This window comes from Variovorax sp. S12S4 (assembly GCF_023195515.1).
Lineage (GTDB): Bacteria > Pseudomonadota > Gammaproteobacteria > Burkholderiales > Burkholderiaceae_C > Variovorax.
Genome location: NZ_JALPKR020000002.1, coordinates 5,765,986 through 5,779,594, shown reverse-complemented (window position 1 = coordinate 5,779,594; position 13,609 = coordinate 5,765,986). Strand labels below are relative to the sequence as shown.

General features: G+C 66.9%; 16 protein-coding genes. 10 read left to right on the top strand and 6 right to left on the bottom strand.

What is annotated here, in order from left to right:
* Nucleotides 1-50: 50 nt before the first annotated feature.
* From M0765_RS28270 to M0765_RS28240, 7 genes are all read left to right on the top strand, one after another.
* A complete protein-coding gene (locus tag M0765_RS28270; protein WP_258507853.1) occupies nucleotides 51-1,025 on the top strand; it encodes a tripartite tricarboxylate transporter substrate binding protein BugE in 975 nt (324 codons plus the stop codon).
* Between the two features lie 80 nt (nucleotides 1,026-1,105).
* The gene (gene xerD, locus M0765_RS28265) at nucleotides 1,106-2,017 is read left to right on the top strand and encodes a site-specific tyrosine recombinase XerD (RefSeq protein ID WP_258507852.1); all 912 of its coding nucleotides are present in this window, start codon (nucleotides 1,106-1,108) and stop codon (nucleotides 2,015-2,017) included.
* Nucleotides 2,018-2,040: 23 nt separating this feature from the next.
* Complete coding sequence (locus tag M0765_RS28260) at nucleotides 2,041-2,802, top strand: DUF72 domain-containing protein (protein ID WP_258507850.1); 762 nt, start codon at nucleotides 2,041-2,043, stop codon at nucleotides 2,800-2,802.
* A gap of 64 nt (nucleotides 2,803-2,866) precedes the next feature.
* The gene (locus tag M0765_RS28255) at nucleotides 2,867-3,796 is read left to right on the top strand and encodes a Bug family tripartite tricarboxylate transporter substrate binding protein (RefSeq protein WP_258507843.1); all 930 of its coding nucleotides are present in this window, start codon (nucleotides 2,867-2,869) and stop codon (nucleotides 3,794-3,796) included.
* Nucleotides 3,797-3,841: 45 nt separating this feature from the next.
* A complete protein-coding gene (locus M0765_RS28250) occupies nucleotides 3,842-4,420 on the top strand; it encodes a TetR/AcrR family transcriptional regulator (RefSeq protein ID WP_258507837.1) in 579 nt (192 codons plus the stop codon).
* A gap of 93 nt (nucleotides 4,421-4,513) precedes the next feature.
* Nucleotides 4,514-5,647, top strand: coding sequence for a thiolase family protein (locus M0765_RS28245; protein ID WP_258507835.1), 1,134 nt, complete (start codon nucleotides 4,514-4,516; stop codon nucleotides 5,645-5,647).
* Between the two features lie 38 nt (nucleotides 5,648-5,685).
* A complete protein-coding gene (locus M0765_RS28240; protein WP_258507834.1) occupies nucleotides 5,686-6,162 on the top strand; it encodes a MaoC family dehydratase in 477 nt (158 codons plus the stop codon).
* A 17-nt stretch (nucleotides 6,163-6,179) separates the two neighbouring features.
* Here M0765_RS28240 and M0765_RS28235 read toward each other — a convergent pair whose 3' ends face one another.
* Nucleotides 6,180-6,995 carry a ferritin-like domain-containing protein gene (locus M0765_RS28235; RefSeq protein ID WP_258507832.1) on the bottom strand — a complete coding sequence of 272 codons (816 nt, stop codon included), beginning with the start codon at nucleotides 6,993-6,995 and terminating at the stop codon, nucleotides 6,180-6,182.
* 41 nt (nucleotides 6,996-7,036) lie between these two features.
* Between M0765_RS28235 and M0765_RS28230 the strand changes: the two genes are divergently transcribed.
* Together M0765_RS28230 and hslO are read left to right on the top strand one after the other, a co-directional pair.
* Nucleotides 7,037-7,561 carry a gamma carbonic anhydrase family protein gene (locus M0765_RS28230; protein WP_258507830.1) on the top strand — a complete coding sequence of 175 codons (525 nt, stop codon included), beginning with the start codon at nucleotides 7,037-7,039 and terminating at the stop codon, nucleotides 7,559-7,561.
* Nucleotides 7,562-7,593: 32 nt separating this feature from the next.
* Entirely contained in the window at nucleotides 7,594-8,604 is a 1,011-nt protein-coding gene (hslO, locus tag M0765_RS28225; RefSeq protein ID WP_258507828.1) for an Hsp33 family molecular chaperone HslO, read from the top strand.
* A gap of 34 nt (nucleotides 8,605-8,638) precedes the next feature.
* Here hslO and M0765_RS28220 read toward each other — a convergent pair whose 3' ends face one another.
* Together M0765_RS28220 and M0765_RS28215 are read right to left on the bottom strand one after the other, a co-directional pair.
* Entirely contained in the window at nucleotides 8,639-9,502 is an 864-nt protein-coding gene (locus M0765_RS28220; protein ID WP_258507826.1) for an NAD(P)-dependent oxidoreductase, read from the bottom strand.
* 34 nt (nucleotides 9,503-9,536) lie between these two features.
* Nucleotides 9,537-10,316, bottom strand: a complete 780-nt coding sequence (locus tag M0765_RS28215; protein ID WP_258507825.1) for an SDR family oxidoreductase — start codon at nucleotides 10,314-10,316, stop codon at nucleotides 9,537-9,539.
* Between the two features lie 144 nt (nucleotides 10,317-10,460).
* Here M0765_RS28215 and M0765_RS28210 point away from each other — a divergent pair, with 144 nt between their 5' ends.
* Nucleotides 10,461-11,261 carry an AraC family transcriptional regulator gene (locus M0765_RS28210; protein WP_258507824.1) on the top strand — a complete coding sequence of 267 codons (801 nt, stop codon included), beginning with the start codon at nucleotides 10,461-10,463 and terminating at the stop codon, nucleotides 11,259-11,261.
* 36 nt (nucleotides 11,262-11,297) lie between these two features.
* Here M0765_RS28210 and M0765_RS28205 read toward each other — a convergent pair whose 3' ends face one another.
* From M0765_RS28205 to pnuC, 3 genes are read right to left on the bottom strand one after another with little or no spacing between them, the layout of a single operon-like run.
* The gene (locus M0765_RS28205; protein WP_258507818.1) at nucleotides 11,298-12,275 is read right to left on the bottom strand and encodes a hypothetical protein; all 978 of its coding nucleotides are present in this window, start codon (nucleotides 12,273-12,275) and stop codon (nucleotides 11,298-11,300) included.
* Nucleotides 12,275-12,976: an ATP-binding protein gene (locus M0765_RS28200; protein ID WP_258507816.1), complete on the bottom strand. Its 702-nt coding sequence runs from the start codon at nucleotides 12,974-12,976 to the stop codon at nucleotides 12,275-12,277. Before M0765_RS28200 ends, M0765_RS28205 begins: the two co-directional genes overlap by 1 nt.
* Entirely contained in the window at nucleotides 12,973-13,596 is a 624-nt protein-coding gene (gene pnuC, locus M0765_RS28195) for a nicotinamide riboside transporter PnuC (protein WP_258507814.1), read from the bottom strand. Before pnuC ends, M0765_RS28200 begins: the two co-directional genes overlap by 4 nt.
* Nucleotides 13,597-13,609 lie beyond the last annotated feature (13 nt).

The following is a 13,609-nucleotide window of genomic DNA, read 5'->3' as shown; positions in this document are numbered from 1 at the left end:
TAGCATCCGGGGCTTTGCTTTTTCGACATCAGTCAATCAAGGAGTTATAGATGCAACGTCGTCAATGGGGCGCCATGGTGGGTGCCGCCGCGCTGGTCGCGGCCGCGGGCCAGAGCTTCGCGCAGGGCTATCCGAACAAGCCGGTCGAACTGAGCGTGCCCTTTGCACCGGGCGGCACCACGGACATCGTGGCGCGCGTGATTTCCGACCCCCTGGGCAAGGTGCTGGGCCAGCCGGTGGTGGTGATCAACCGCGCCGGTGGCGGCGGCATTGTGGGCGCGGCCGAAACGGCGCGCGCCACGCCCGACGGCTACAAGCTCGGCGTTGCCACGGTCTCGAGCACGGCGGCCAACCCGGCCATCAACCCCAAGGTGCCGTACGACCCGGTCAACGATTTCACGCCGATCATCAACATTGCGGCCACGCCGAACATCATTGCGGTGAACCCGAGCTTCCCGGCCAAGAACTACGCCGAGTTCGTGGCCGAGCTCAAGAAGAACCCCGGCAAGTATTCGTACGCCTCGTCGGGCACGGGCGGCATCGGCCACCTGCTGATGGAGCTCTACAAGAGCCTGACCAACACCTTCGTCACGCACATCCCGTATCGCGGCGCGGGCCCGGCGCTGAACGACGTGGTGGCTGGCCAGGTGCCGATCATGTTCGACAACATTCCGTCGGCCATGCCCTTCATCCAGAGCGGCCGACTGATCCCCATCGTGGTGTCGGCGCCGCAGCGCCTTGCCGCGCTTCCCAATGTACCGACCTTCAAGGAAGTGGGGCTCGAGCCGGTCAATCGCATGGCCTACTACGGCATCCTCGGCCCCAAGGGCCTGCCGAAGGAAGTGGTCGACAAGATCAACGCCGGCGTGAAGAAGTCGGTGGAAGACCCGGCCGTGAAGAAGCGCATCGAAGACACCGGCTCGCTGATCGTGGCCAACACGCCTGAGCAGTTTGCCGCGCAGATCAAGGCCGAATACGACGTCTACAAGCAGGTGGTCGCCAAGCAGAAGCTGAAGCTCGACTGATCCTGCTTCTTGCGAACAGGCCGCCCGCGCCACGGGCGGCCTTTTTCTTTGGCAGATCTTCTTTTTGATATCTTGCGAGCATGACCGAGGCGGCCGCCGTACAAACCCCCGAAATCGACGACTTCATCGATGCCCTCTGGCTGGAGGACGGGCTGTCGAAGAACACGCTCGCCGCCTACCGCCGCGACCTGGCATTGTTCGCGCAGTGGCTTCGCAAGGAGCGCAGCGGCGCGGCGCTCGACACCGCGAAGGAAAACGATCTGCAGGCCTACATGGGCGTGCGTCTTTCCACCAAGGGCAAGGCCACGTCGGCCAACCGGCGGCTGACCGTGTTCAAGCGCTATTACCGCTGGGCATTGCGCGAGCGGCGCATTTCGGCCGACCCCAGCCTGAGGCTCGCGCCGGCACGGCAGATGCCGCGTGCCATCAAGACCCTGTCGGAAAAGCAGGTGGACGACCTGCTGGCCGCGCCCGATGTGGAAACACCGCTCGGGTTGCGCGACCGCGCCATGCTCGAGCTGATGTATGCGAGCGGGCTGCGCGTGAGCGAACTCGTTTCGCTCAAGGCCATCGACATGAGCCTCAACGACGGCGTGCTGCGCGTGCTGGGCAAGGGCAACAAGGAACGCCTGGTGCCGTTCGGCGGCGAGGCGCGGCGCTGGATAGAACGCTACCTGGAGGAGTCGCGGCCCGTCATCCTCGATGGGCAGCAGACGCCCGACCTGTTCGTGACCTCGCGCGGCGCGGGCATGACGCGCGTGATGTTCTGGGTCATCGTGAAGAAGCAGGCCGCGGCCGCGGGCATTCACGTGCCCCTGTCGCCGCACACCTTGCGCCACGCGTTTGCCACCCACCTGCTGAACCATGGCGCCGACCTGCGCGCGGTGCAACTGCTGCTGGGCCACGCCGACATTTCGACGACGACCATCTACACCCACGTAGCGCGCGAGCGGCTCAAGCAGCTGCATTCACAGCATCATCCGCGGGGCTGAGGGCCGGGCGAATGGACCGCGCGATGCCGCTGCCACCACTGCACATCGGTTGCGCCGGCTGGAGCCTGCCGCGTGCGTTGTGGCCGGAGTTTCCGGCCAGAGGTTCGCACCTGGAACGCTATGCCCATCGCTTCGATGCGGTAGAAATCGACACCTCGTTCTACCGGCCGCACCGGCGCGAAACCTACGAGCGCTGGGCCGCGAGCACACCAGAGGGTTTTCGCTTTGCGGTCAAGCTGCCGCAATCCATCACGCACGAGAAACGGCTGCTCGATGCCATGCCGGAGTTCGATGCCTTTCTCGAACAGGCCGGCGGACTGGGCGACAAGCTCGGCTGCCTCGTCGTGCAACTTCCGCCCAGCCTGCCTTTCGATGCCGGCGCGGTGAAGCGTTTTCTTTCGGCGGTGCGGCGGCGGCACCGGGGCGCGGTTGCGCTCGAGCCGCGGCATCGCAGCTGGTTCACGCCGCAGGTGGACGCGTTGCTGTCGCAGTTCCAGGTGGGCCGTGTGCTGGCCGATCCGGTCCTGTTCGACGAGGCGGCGGCTCCGGGCGGGTGGCCGGCGCTGGCGTACCTGCGGCTGCACGGCTCGCCACGGCGGTATTGGTCGGCTTACGACAACGCGCTCCTTGTGCGGCTTGCAAAGCGGCTGCGGCAGGCGCGTGAAGACGGCGCGGCATGCTGGTGCATTTTCGACAACACGGCCGGCGGCGAGGCCGTGGGCAACGCGCTCACGCTGCTGCGCATTGATTCAGAATCGGCGGTCTCTTCAGACCGTCAGCCATGATTTTTTCCGGACCCGATATGCATTTTTCGTTCAAGCCGTCGCGGCTATTTGCCACCTTGGCGCTTTGTTGCGCCGCCGCCCGGGCGCACAGGCGCAAACCGTTCCCAAGACCATCCGACTCATCGTGGCGTACCCCGCGGGCGGCGTCAGCGACGTGGTGGCGCGCGCGCTCGGCGACAAGCTTGCTGCCCAACTGGGCACCACGGTGGTGGTGGAAAACCGCGCCGGTGCCAGCGGTGCCATCGGCATGGACGCCGTGGCCAAGGCCGCGCCCGACGGCGCCACGCTCGGCTTCTCGGCCATCAGCCCGCTGGTGCTGAGCCCGCACCTGGGCAAGCTGCCGTTCGATCCACTGAAAGACATCGCGCCCGTTTCGAGCGTCATGTATTCGCCGGTGCTGCTGATTGCCACGCCCGCCAGCAAGTCGAAGGATTTCCGCGCGCTCATCGCCGATGCCAAGGCACAGCCGGGCGCCGTGCGCTGGGCCACTTCGGGCCCGGCGTCGCTCGGCCACATCGTGCTGGAGCAGGTAAGGGCGGCCGCGGGCGTGGACATCACGCACGTGCCCTACAAGGGCGGCGGCCAGCAGCTCAACGATGCGCTGGGCGGGCAGTTCGAAATTCTTTCGACCAACGCGAGCCCCACGCTTTCGTCGCACATCCAGTCGGGCAAGCTGCGTCCGCTGGCGGTGGGCGCGCCCGCGCGGCTCGAGAGCCAGCCGCAGGTGCCCACGCTGGGCGAGCTTGGCTACAACGCCGCAAACATCAACTCGTTGTTCGGCGTGTTCGCGCCCGCGGCAACGCCGCCCGCGCTGATTGCGAAATACAACGCCGAGATCAACAAGGCACTGGCCAGCCCTGAGCTGCGCGCCAAGCTCACGGCCACCGACAACGTGCCCACCGGTGGCACGCCGGCCGCCTTTGCGAAGGAAATTGCCTCGGAATTCGAGAGCAACGGGCGGATCATCAAGGCGGCGAACATCAAGGCCGATTGATTCTGTCGCTTGCAAGACCGTTGTTCCCTACCTTATAGTAGGTAGATGTCCAGCGCCACAGCCCTTGCCACCGGCAGCACCCGCGAGCAGATCCTCGCGGTGGCGCGCTCGCTGATTGAAACGCGCTCCTACCTGGGCTTCAGCTTCCAGGACGTGGCCGATGCGGTCGGCATACGCAAGGCGAGCCTGTATCACCACTTTCCCACCAAGGAAGCGCTGGGCATTGCGGTGATACGCGAGGCCACCCAGCTCTTCAAGAACTGGGAGGCCGCAAAAGTGCGAGCGCCGAAGGACGCACTCGAATCCTATTTCCGCATGTACCGCAACACGCTCAAGGCGGGTTCGGGCATGTGTCCCGCAGGAGCGCTGACGCCCGGCTGGGACTGCATCAATGAGGAGCTGCGCCAGGCCGTGCAGGAGTTGCGCAACACGCAGGTGCTGTGGCTCACCGGCGTGCTCGGCGCGCTGGCGCCGGCCGGGCACAAGAAGGGCGCATCGGCGGCCTCGCTGGCGGCATATGTCTTTTCGGTGTGCCAGGGCGCGCTGCTCGCGTCGCGCATGACGGGCCGCGCCGAAGACTTCGACGAAGCCATCGCGCAGCTCAAGAGTTCATTGCCCGGTTGACGCCGGGCGGATCGCAGGCACGCATCGACGTGCTTATTTTTTGACCCTGTTGCCTACCGATTGGATGGTAGGCTTGCCACAAGGAGCATCTTCATGAAAGCCGTCATTTCCGCCTACGCCCGCTCGCCGTTCCACTTCGCGAAGAAGGGCGCACTTGCGGAGGTTCGCCCCGACACGCTGGCCGCCGGCGTGGTGAGCGGCCTGCTGCAGAGCACCGATCTCGATCCCGCGCTGCTCGAAGACATCGTTCTCGGATGCGCCTACCCTGAAGCCTCGCAGGGCAACAACCTCGCGCGCATCGTCGGCTTGCTGGCGGGGCTGCCGCACGAGGTGGGCGGCATGACGGTGAACCGCTTCTGCGGCTCGTCGATGCAGGCCGTGCACATTGCCGCGGCGCAGATCGAGGCGGGCATGGGCGAGGCCTTTTTGTGCGTGGGGGTGGAGTCGATGACGATGGTGCCGCAGGGCGGCTTCAACTTCTCTCCCAACCCCGAGCTGAAGGAAAGCACCGACGCCTACATCTCGATGGGCGAGACGGCCGAGAACGTTGCGCAGCGCTGGAACGTGAGCCGCGCCGACCAGGAGGCCTTTGCGGTCGAGTCGCACCGCAAGGCCGCGGCCGCGCGCGCTGAGGGCCGGCTGGCAGGAGAGATCGTGCCGGTGCGGCTGGCATCCGGCGACGTGATCGATGCGGACGGCTGCATTCGGCCGAGCACCTCGCCCGAGGCGCTGGCGGGCCTGAAGCCGGCGTTCCGCCCCGATGGCGTGGTAACGGCCGGCACCTCGTCGCCGCTCACCGACGGCGCTGCGGTGGTGCTCGTTACCAGCGACGCCTTTGCAGCAAAGCACAACCTGCAGCCGCTGGCCCGCATCAGGTCCTTCGCGACGGTGGGCGTGGACCCGGCAATCATGGGCATCGGCCCGATTCCCGCGACGCGCAAGGCGCTGGCATGCGCGGGCTTGAGCGCCGCCGATCTTGATGTGATCGAACTCAATGAAGCCTTCTCGTCGCAGGCGCTGGCCTGCATTCGCGACCTGGGGCTCGATCCGGCCAAGGTCAATCTCGACGGTGGAGGGCTTGCCATCGGCCATCCACTGGGTGCGACGGGTGCGCGCATCACCGGCAAGGCCGCGGCCCTGCTGGCGCGCGAGAAGGGCCGCTACGCGCTGGCCACGCAATGCATCGGCGGTGGGCAGGGCATTGCCACCATCCTCGAACGCGTCTGAAGGTTGGAGAATGCGCGCAGGCACTACAAGGAACCCTCATGGCGGCACTCCCTGACGACCCCGGCGCCAAGCGCGCGCTGTACCTCGAAGACCTGTCGGTCGGCGATCGTTTCCGCAGCGGCGAGCACACGCTGGACGCGGCGCAGATCAAGGCCTTTGCGCTCCAGTTCGATCCGCAGCCTTTCCACACCGACGAAGAGGCCGCGAAGAACACCTTCTTCGGCGGTCTCGCGGCAAGCGGCTGGCACACGGCGGCGCTTACCATGAAGCTGCTGGTGGAGAGCGGCATTCCATTGGCGGACGGCATCATCGGTTCAGGCGGCGAACTGCAATGGCCCAAGCCCACGCGGCCAGGCGACGTGCTGCATGTGGAGGGCGAGGTGGTCGAAATCGTTCCGTCGCGTTCCAAGCCCGGCCGCGCGATGGTGACGATGCGCTGCCGCACCCTCAACCAGAACGGCGATGTGCTGCAGAACTTCGCGCCCAAGCTGGTGGTGCACGCCAGGCCTGCGTAGGCCTTGTTGTTCTTCTTCTACTCAGTCTTGGCGCCGGCCGAAAGTGCGCGCATCTCTTCAGCGCTGAAGCCGGCGCGCTCGCGTGCCTCGAAGTTGAACGGCGGCTTCAGGCGCGGCGCTTCGTAATGCGCCACGAGCTCGGGGTAGGTCTGTTCGGGGTCGCGGCCGGCGCGATCGCAAAGCCAACGGTACCAACGGTTGCCGATCGCAACATGGCCCACCTCGTCGCGCAGGATGATGTCGAGGATCTCGACCGCGCGCAGCGCATCGGGCGTGTTGACGCGCTTGAGCTTCGCCTGGATGAGCGGCGTGGCGTCGAGTCCGCGGGCCTCGAGCGTGCGCGGCACCAGCGCCATGCGCGCGAGCACGTCGTCCTTGGTCTTCTCGCACATGCTCCAGAGCCCGTCGTGGCCCGGAAAGTCGCCGTAGCGGTATCCCATGCCCTGCAGGTGCGCATGCAGCAGCGTGAAGTGCTGGGCCTCCTCGTCGGCCACGCGCAGCCAGTCGCGGTAGTAGGCCTCGGGCATGCCGTCGTAGCGCCACACCGCGTCGAGCGCGAGGTTGATGGCATTGAACTCGATGTGGCAGATCGAATGGATCAGCGCGGCGCGGCCTTCGGGCGTGAAGGGGGAGCGCTTTTGCACGGCGGTGGCGGCCACGCGCACCGGCCGTTCGGGGCGGCCCGGCACGCCAACATCGTCCCCTTCGGTCCGCAGGGATTCAAGTGCTATGGATTCGGTAGCTGCCAGTGCAGCCGTGGCGCGTGTCGCAGCCACCTTGGCTTCAGGGTCGGTCAGTCGCAGCGCGGCCAACGCGCTCAATCGGGGGTGCATCCCTACAATTCTAGTTTTTGCCCCGTTCGGAGACCTTCACGATGGCCCTTTATGAACTCGACGGCGTTGCGCCGCAACTCGGCACCGGCGCATGGGTGGCCGACAGCGCGGAAGTGATCGGCAACGTGAAGTTGGGTGAAAACGCGAGCATCTGGTTTGGCGCGGTGCTGCGCGGAGACAACGAGACGATGACCATCGGTCGCAACAGCAACGTGCAAGACATGTCGATGCTGCATTCGGACCCGGGCAGCCCACTGACCATCGGCGAGAACGTCACCATCGGCCACCAGGTCATGCTGCACGGCTGCACCATTGGCGACAACTCGCTGATCGGCATCCAGGCCGTGGTCTTGAATAACGCGAAGATCGGCCGCAACTCGATTGTCGGCGCCGGCAGCGTCGTGACCGAAGGCAAGGAGTTTCCCGACAACTCGCTGATCTTCGGTTCGCCCGCCAAGGTCATGCGCACGATCAGCGACGAAGACGCCGCCCGCTTGCGCCACGGCTCCGAACATTACGTAGCAAACGCCGTTCGTTATGCGAAGGGCTTGAAAAAAATCGCCTGACCCCATTCAGGCACAACCGAAAGAAATCCGTTTTGAGCGAGCTGCACAAATTCCTGTTCGATGGCCTGCCGGTGCGCGGCGTGATCGTGCGCCTGACAGATGCGTGGCAGGAAATCCTGGCGCGGCGCGCCTCCAACACCACCACCGGCGCCTATCCGCCGCCCGTGGCCGAGCTGCTCGGCGAAATGACCGCCGCGGCCACGCTGATGCAGGCCAACATCAAGTTCAACGGCTCGTTGATCCTGCAGATCTTCGGCGACGGCCCGGTCAAGGTGGCCGTGGCCGAGGCCAAGCCCGACCTGAGCCTGCGTGCCACCGCCAAGGTCATCGGCGAGCTGCCGGCCGATGCGCGCCTGCCCGACATGGTCAACGAGAACAACAAGGGCCGCTGCGCGATCACGCTCGACCCCAAGGACAAGCTGCCGGGCACGACGCCCTACCAGGGCGTGGTGCCGCTCTTCGACGACGACGGCGAGAAGCTCGGCAAGCTGAGCGACGTGCTGCAGCACTACATGCTGCAGAGCGAGCAGCTCGACACCACGCTGGTGCTCGCGGCCGACGACAAGGTGGCCGCGGGCCTGTTGATCCAGCGCCTGCCGGTCAAGGGCGAGGGCAATCTCGAAGGTTCGTCGGGTGGTACTTCCGACAAGGACCACGATCAGGCCAACGAAGACCAGATCGGCCGCAACGAGGACTACAACCGCATCTCGATTCTGGCGTCGACCCTGACGCGCGACGAGCTGCTGACGCTCGACGTCGAGACTATTCTTCGCCGCCTGTTCTGGGAAGAGAAGCTGCTGCGCTTCGAACCGCAGATGGGCTTGCTCGGCCCGCACTTTGCCTGCACCTGCGGACGCGACCGCGTGGCGCAGATGATCCGCGGGCTCGGCGTGCAGGAAGCCGAAGAAATCTTGGCCGAGCGCGGCGACATCGAGGTGGGCTGCGACTTCTGCGGCAAGCAGTACCGCTTCGATGCGGTCGACACGGCGCAGATATTCACGCCGCCTGGCGACCAAGTGCCCGCGAGCCCCGTGGTGCAATAGGTCGCGGGGCCTTCCTCGCGCTCGTCGCGCTCGCTCAGGCGGGCTGCCGCAGCACCTTGATCATTGCGGCCAGTCGCTCGTTCGCAAGGCCTGCGCCCAGCGCGCGGTCGAACAAGCCCATCAGGAAATCCGGAAAGCTCGCGTCGAGCTTTGCCTCGCGCGCCTGCTTCACGAAGAGCCGGCCGGAGCCCGCGCAGGTGGCCATCGAGCTTTCGGGCTCGCCGTAGCGGCCGGCGTGGATGGCTTGTCCCTCGGCATCGATCATTTCGCCGAGCACCGGAGAAATCGCGCCGATCATCTGCGAGAACTCGTTCACCTTCAATCCTTCGGATTCGCAGATGCGCACGCCGTGGAAAAACCCGCTCATGGCGCCGAACATGCACGAGAGCGTGGCGAGGTCCCAGGCCGCCGCGTTGCCGATGGGCTCGCCCATGTACAGGATGTTTCCTGCGATGGCTTCGAGCACCGGCCGGCAACTCGCCAGCGCGCGCTCTTCGCCGGAGATGAAAAGCGGCGTGTCGGGCCGGCCGATCTGGCCGGGCGTGGCGAGCAGGGCGCCGTCGAGGTAGGCCACGCCGCTCAGGGCGGCCCAGTCGTCGCGTGCATCCTGCGGCGTGCCGGTGCTCAACTGCACCAGCACCTTGCCGCGCAGCGCATCGGCCACGCCGGGCGTGGCCAGGATCGACCGGGAGGCCGCGTAGTCGGCCACGCAGACCAGCACCACGGGGCTGGCCTGGACGGCCGCAAGGGCGCTGGGCGCGAGCACGGTGCCTTGGCTGAGGATGGGTGTAGCGCGCTCGGCGGTGCGGTTCCACACCGTCAGCGTGTGCCGGGATTGAAGCGCTCGGGCGAGTGCGATGCCCATGGGGCCGAGGCCGATGAGGGAAACGTCGGTCATGTGTTCGTTCTTTCTTTTTGATTGCAATTCAAGTTCAGGCGGCGGCCGGCGTGAGGTTCTGGCCCAGGCCGCCATCGACCGTGAGCCGCGCCCCTGTCGTGAAGGTCGCCTCGAAGGCGAAGAAGAGCACCGCGCGGGCCACCTCTTCGGCCGTGCCGTGGCGCCGCATCGGCGTGATCTGGTCGCCCAGGCGGATGAACTCGGCGCGCTCCTCTGCCGTCGCATCGGCGATGCCGAGCGTGGGCGTGTCGATGAAGCCGGGGCTCACCACGTTGACCCGGATGCCGCGTCCCACCAGCTCCGCCGCAAAGCCCGAGGCGAAGGAACGCAGCGCGGCCTTGGTCGCGCTGTAGACGCTCAGGCCATGCATGCCGCCCTTGTCCGCGATGGACGAGGTAACGACGATGGCGCTGCCCGCGCGCATCAGCGGCACGAGGCGCTGCACGGTGAAGAACGGGCCCTTGGTGTTGATCGCGAAAGCGCGGTCGTAGCCGGCTTCGGTCACCTGCTCGAAGGGCTCCAGCGTCGAGATGCCCGCGTTGATGTGCAGCAGGTCGATGTGGCCGAGCTTTTCGCGGGCGAGCGCCGCGAGCGCGTCGATGTCGGCTAGCGAGCCGGTGTCCGACGCCACGACATGGGCGCGGGGCCCCAGGGTGCGGCGCGCGGCTTCGAGGTTCTTCGGGTTCAGGCCTGTCACGAGCACTTCGGCGCCGCCTTCGAGCAGCGCCTGGGCGGTGGCCAGGCCCATGCCGATGGTGCCGCCGGTAATGACGGCCTTCTTGCCGGCGTATTTGTTGTTCGCAGGGGAGTCCATGGATCGCGAGTCTTGAGTGGTTGTATTCATGGCTGCGGATGATCCGGAAAGCGGCCGACCCGGTCGCGCACATTCGGCCGCGGTGCAGCACGAACGGACGAAGGCGCGCGAGCATGCTTTGCCGGCACGCCGGATAATTGCCCGATGAGCGATCGCGCCCCCTCCGACACCCATCTGAACGTGCACGTGCGCCACACGCCCGGCGGCGTGGTCGGCTTCGAGGCCGTGCCCGACCACCGCATCAAGGTGCATGCGGGCGCGCCCGTCAACGGTGCTTGCAAGCTGCACAAGTTCCGCTACACGCGCGGTGACATCGACATCCTGCCCGCCGGCAGCTCCGACGTCTGGCACGAGGACGCTGCCAGCACGTCGCTGGTGGTGCACATGCCGCCCTCGCTGCTGCAGCGCACCGCCGAGGAAATGGGCCTGCCGGCCGACCGCGCGAGCCTGGCGGAGCGCCATCAGCTGCGCGATGCGCACATCGAGCACATTGCATGGGCGCTCGACGCCGAACGGCGCGCCGGCTTTCCCAACGGCACCCTCTACGCGGACAGCCTGGGCACCGCGTTGGCGGCGCACCTGCTCGGCGGACACCGCCTGCACGAAACCGCACCGGTGCAGGGGCTCACCCGTCCGCAGCTGCGCCGCGTGACCGACTACATCGAAACCCACCTGGAGGGCGATCTTTCGCTGGCCAGGCTGGCCGAGGTGGCGGGCCTGAGCGCATCGCACCTGAAGACGCAGTTCAAGCGCTCCACGGGCTTGCCGGTGCATGAATACGTGGTTCACCGGCGCGTCGACCGTGCGCGCGGCCTGCTGGTGCGCAGCGGCATGGCTGCGAGCCAGGTGGCGCTGGAAAGCGGCTTTGCGCACCAGAGCCACATGGCGCGCTGCATGCGCCGCGTGCTCGGCGCCACGCCGAGCGAGGTTCGGCGCGCCGGCTAGCCACGGCCGACGCAGCCCGTCAGCCTCGGCGGGATGTCAGCGCGGAACCGCGTCGTCGAAATCGCTGAACGAGATATCGGGTGCACTCGTGTTGTGGCGCGAAGGCAGGCTGCGCCCGAAGCGCATCTGCGTGCCGCTCAGCGCCTTCACTTCAGGCAGGGGCAGCACCTGCTCCGCGGCATCGGGGGATTCCCGCCACCGCACCTCGCTCACGTCGGCATTGTCGGCCGCAACGTACATCGAGCGCAGCACCGCAAAGGGCCGTGTATCGGCGGTCGGCGAAGAAAGCCTGACATCGAGCGCGGTGCGCGTGCGGCTGATTTCGGACACCTTGGCCACGGCGCTGCCGCCCCTGGCAAAGCGCAGGTGAATGGCCAGCGGCTTGGGCACGATGCGGATCGATGCAATGTCGACCACCGGCCTGCTGTCTTGCTCGACCGGGCCGAGCAGGAACGACGAGCCATACACGCCGTCGCCGAAGCGTTCTTCCGGCAGCGGCTTGATGCGCCAGTAGCCGTCTGCCGGGTAGAGCACCAGCGCCTCGAGCACCTTGCCTTCTTCTTTGCGGAAGATCTGCAGCAGGTGAAAGCCGCGGTCGGTGCGCGCGCCCACGCGCACCGGCACCTGCTGCGGGCGCCAGAAGCTGGGCAGCGTCATGCCGACGATGCGCCACTGCGCGTCGTCGAGCAGTACCACGCGGCGCGGCTTGAACTTGTGCGCGGGATCGGTGGGGTGCGCACCGCCGTCGAAGTTGCAGCCCGAAAAGTCGGGCGCGGTGATGTCCTTGCCGATGCTGTCCAGGTATGCCGGCTGCAGCGCCTCGATGCGCATGCGCCGGATGCCTTCGCCGCTCAGCACCAGCGAGACGTTGTCTTCTTCGGCACAAGCGGTGGTCGTGGTGGCGTTTTCCACGGTGGCGGCAACCGGCGCCGCCGTAGCGGTTCCGGCTGCCAGCAGGGCCGGGCCGACGAGACAAAGAAGACGGGCAAGACGAGAGATACCAAGCGGGAACATCAGATCTCCGAGTTGGGTTTTGACGGGTTATCGCGGCGGCCAAGGAGGTCGCTGAACAGACGATGTTCGCATTCCGGGTCGGAGCATTTCTCGCAAGGCCATGACCAGGAGGTGGGTTTCGCGTCGCCGCGGCTTCCTCGTGCCCGGGCCTGGCCTTCGTTGCCGGCGATGGAGTTGATGGCGTTCCAGGCATTGGAGAGTCTTTCACCGCCGCTGCCATGCACCACGGCGAATGAAAGCCCGGCGCCCGACAACGCCGCGCGCACCAGCGTGTCCGTCGGCTCGCGCGCGTGGTCGCCGTCGCGCATCGCATCGGCAACCCAGGGGATGTCGAGCGCGGTGAGCAGCGTGATGGCATAGCGCCGCTGGGCAGCGAGCGCATCGGCGTAAAGGGATGTGTCGCCGAACAGTTGCTCGCTGTACACCGCGGTCATGAGCGCCCTGGTGTCGGCCACCACCGCGCCCGAGGCGGCCGCGGCGTCGATGCGGCGCGTTTGCTCGTTGGCGATGGCGCGTTGCTCATCGGGGCGAGGCGTGCGGCCTTCGCGTTCGCACCACTCGCGCAGGTATTCCGCCACCAGCGTGGCTGCAATGCCGCGCTCCTGCAGGCGCTGCACGAGCGCGCGGGCGAGCTCGGTCTTGCCCGTGCTCTCGGCGCCCAGCAGTGCAATGACGCAGCCAACCGGCAGCATGGGCGTCATGCGCGCGCGGCCTCATCGTGCATGCGCGAGCGCCATGCAAGAAAACCCGCCAGGCTGAGCACCGCGAACACCGCGTAGAGCCCGACGGTGAGCCACAGGCCCTTGTGGACGAACAGGCCCACGCTCACGATGTTCACCGCCAGCCACACCAGCCAGTTCTCGATGAACTTGCGCCCGAGCAGGAACTGGCCGACCAGGCTGAGCCCGGTGGCGAAGCCGTCCCACCAGGGCACATCGCTGTCGGTGAAGCGGTGCAGGAAGAGGGCGACCGCCGGCCACGCCACCGCGCAGGCCACCAGCGCAAAAGCAATGCCGCGCGGCGACAGCCGGCTGACACGCAGTGCGCTGCCGTCGGCGCGGTGGCCCCGCAGCCATTGAAACCAGCCCCAGAACGCGACGACCGCGAAGAACACCTGAAGCGAGGCGTCGCCATAAATGCGCGCCTCTGCGAACACCGCCACGTAAAGCAGCGAGCTGACGATGGCGAGCGGCCAGCCCCAATGGATTTCGCGCATGTTGCAGCCGACCATGGCCAGCGCCAGGACGGCAGCGACGAGTTCGAGCCAGCTGACCGGAGAGCCCCAGAGCGCGAAGGCGGGGGCCGAGAAGAACTCGGGCATCGAGAGTGCCGTT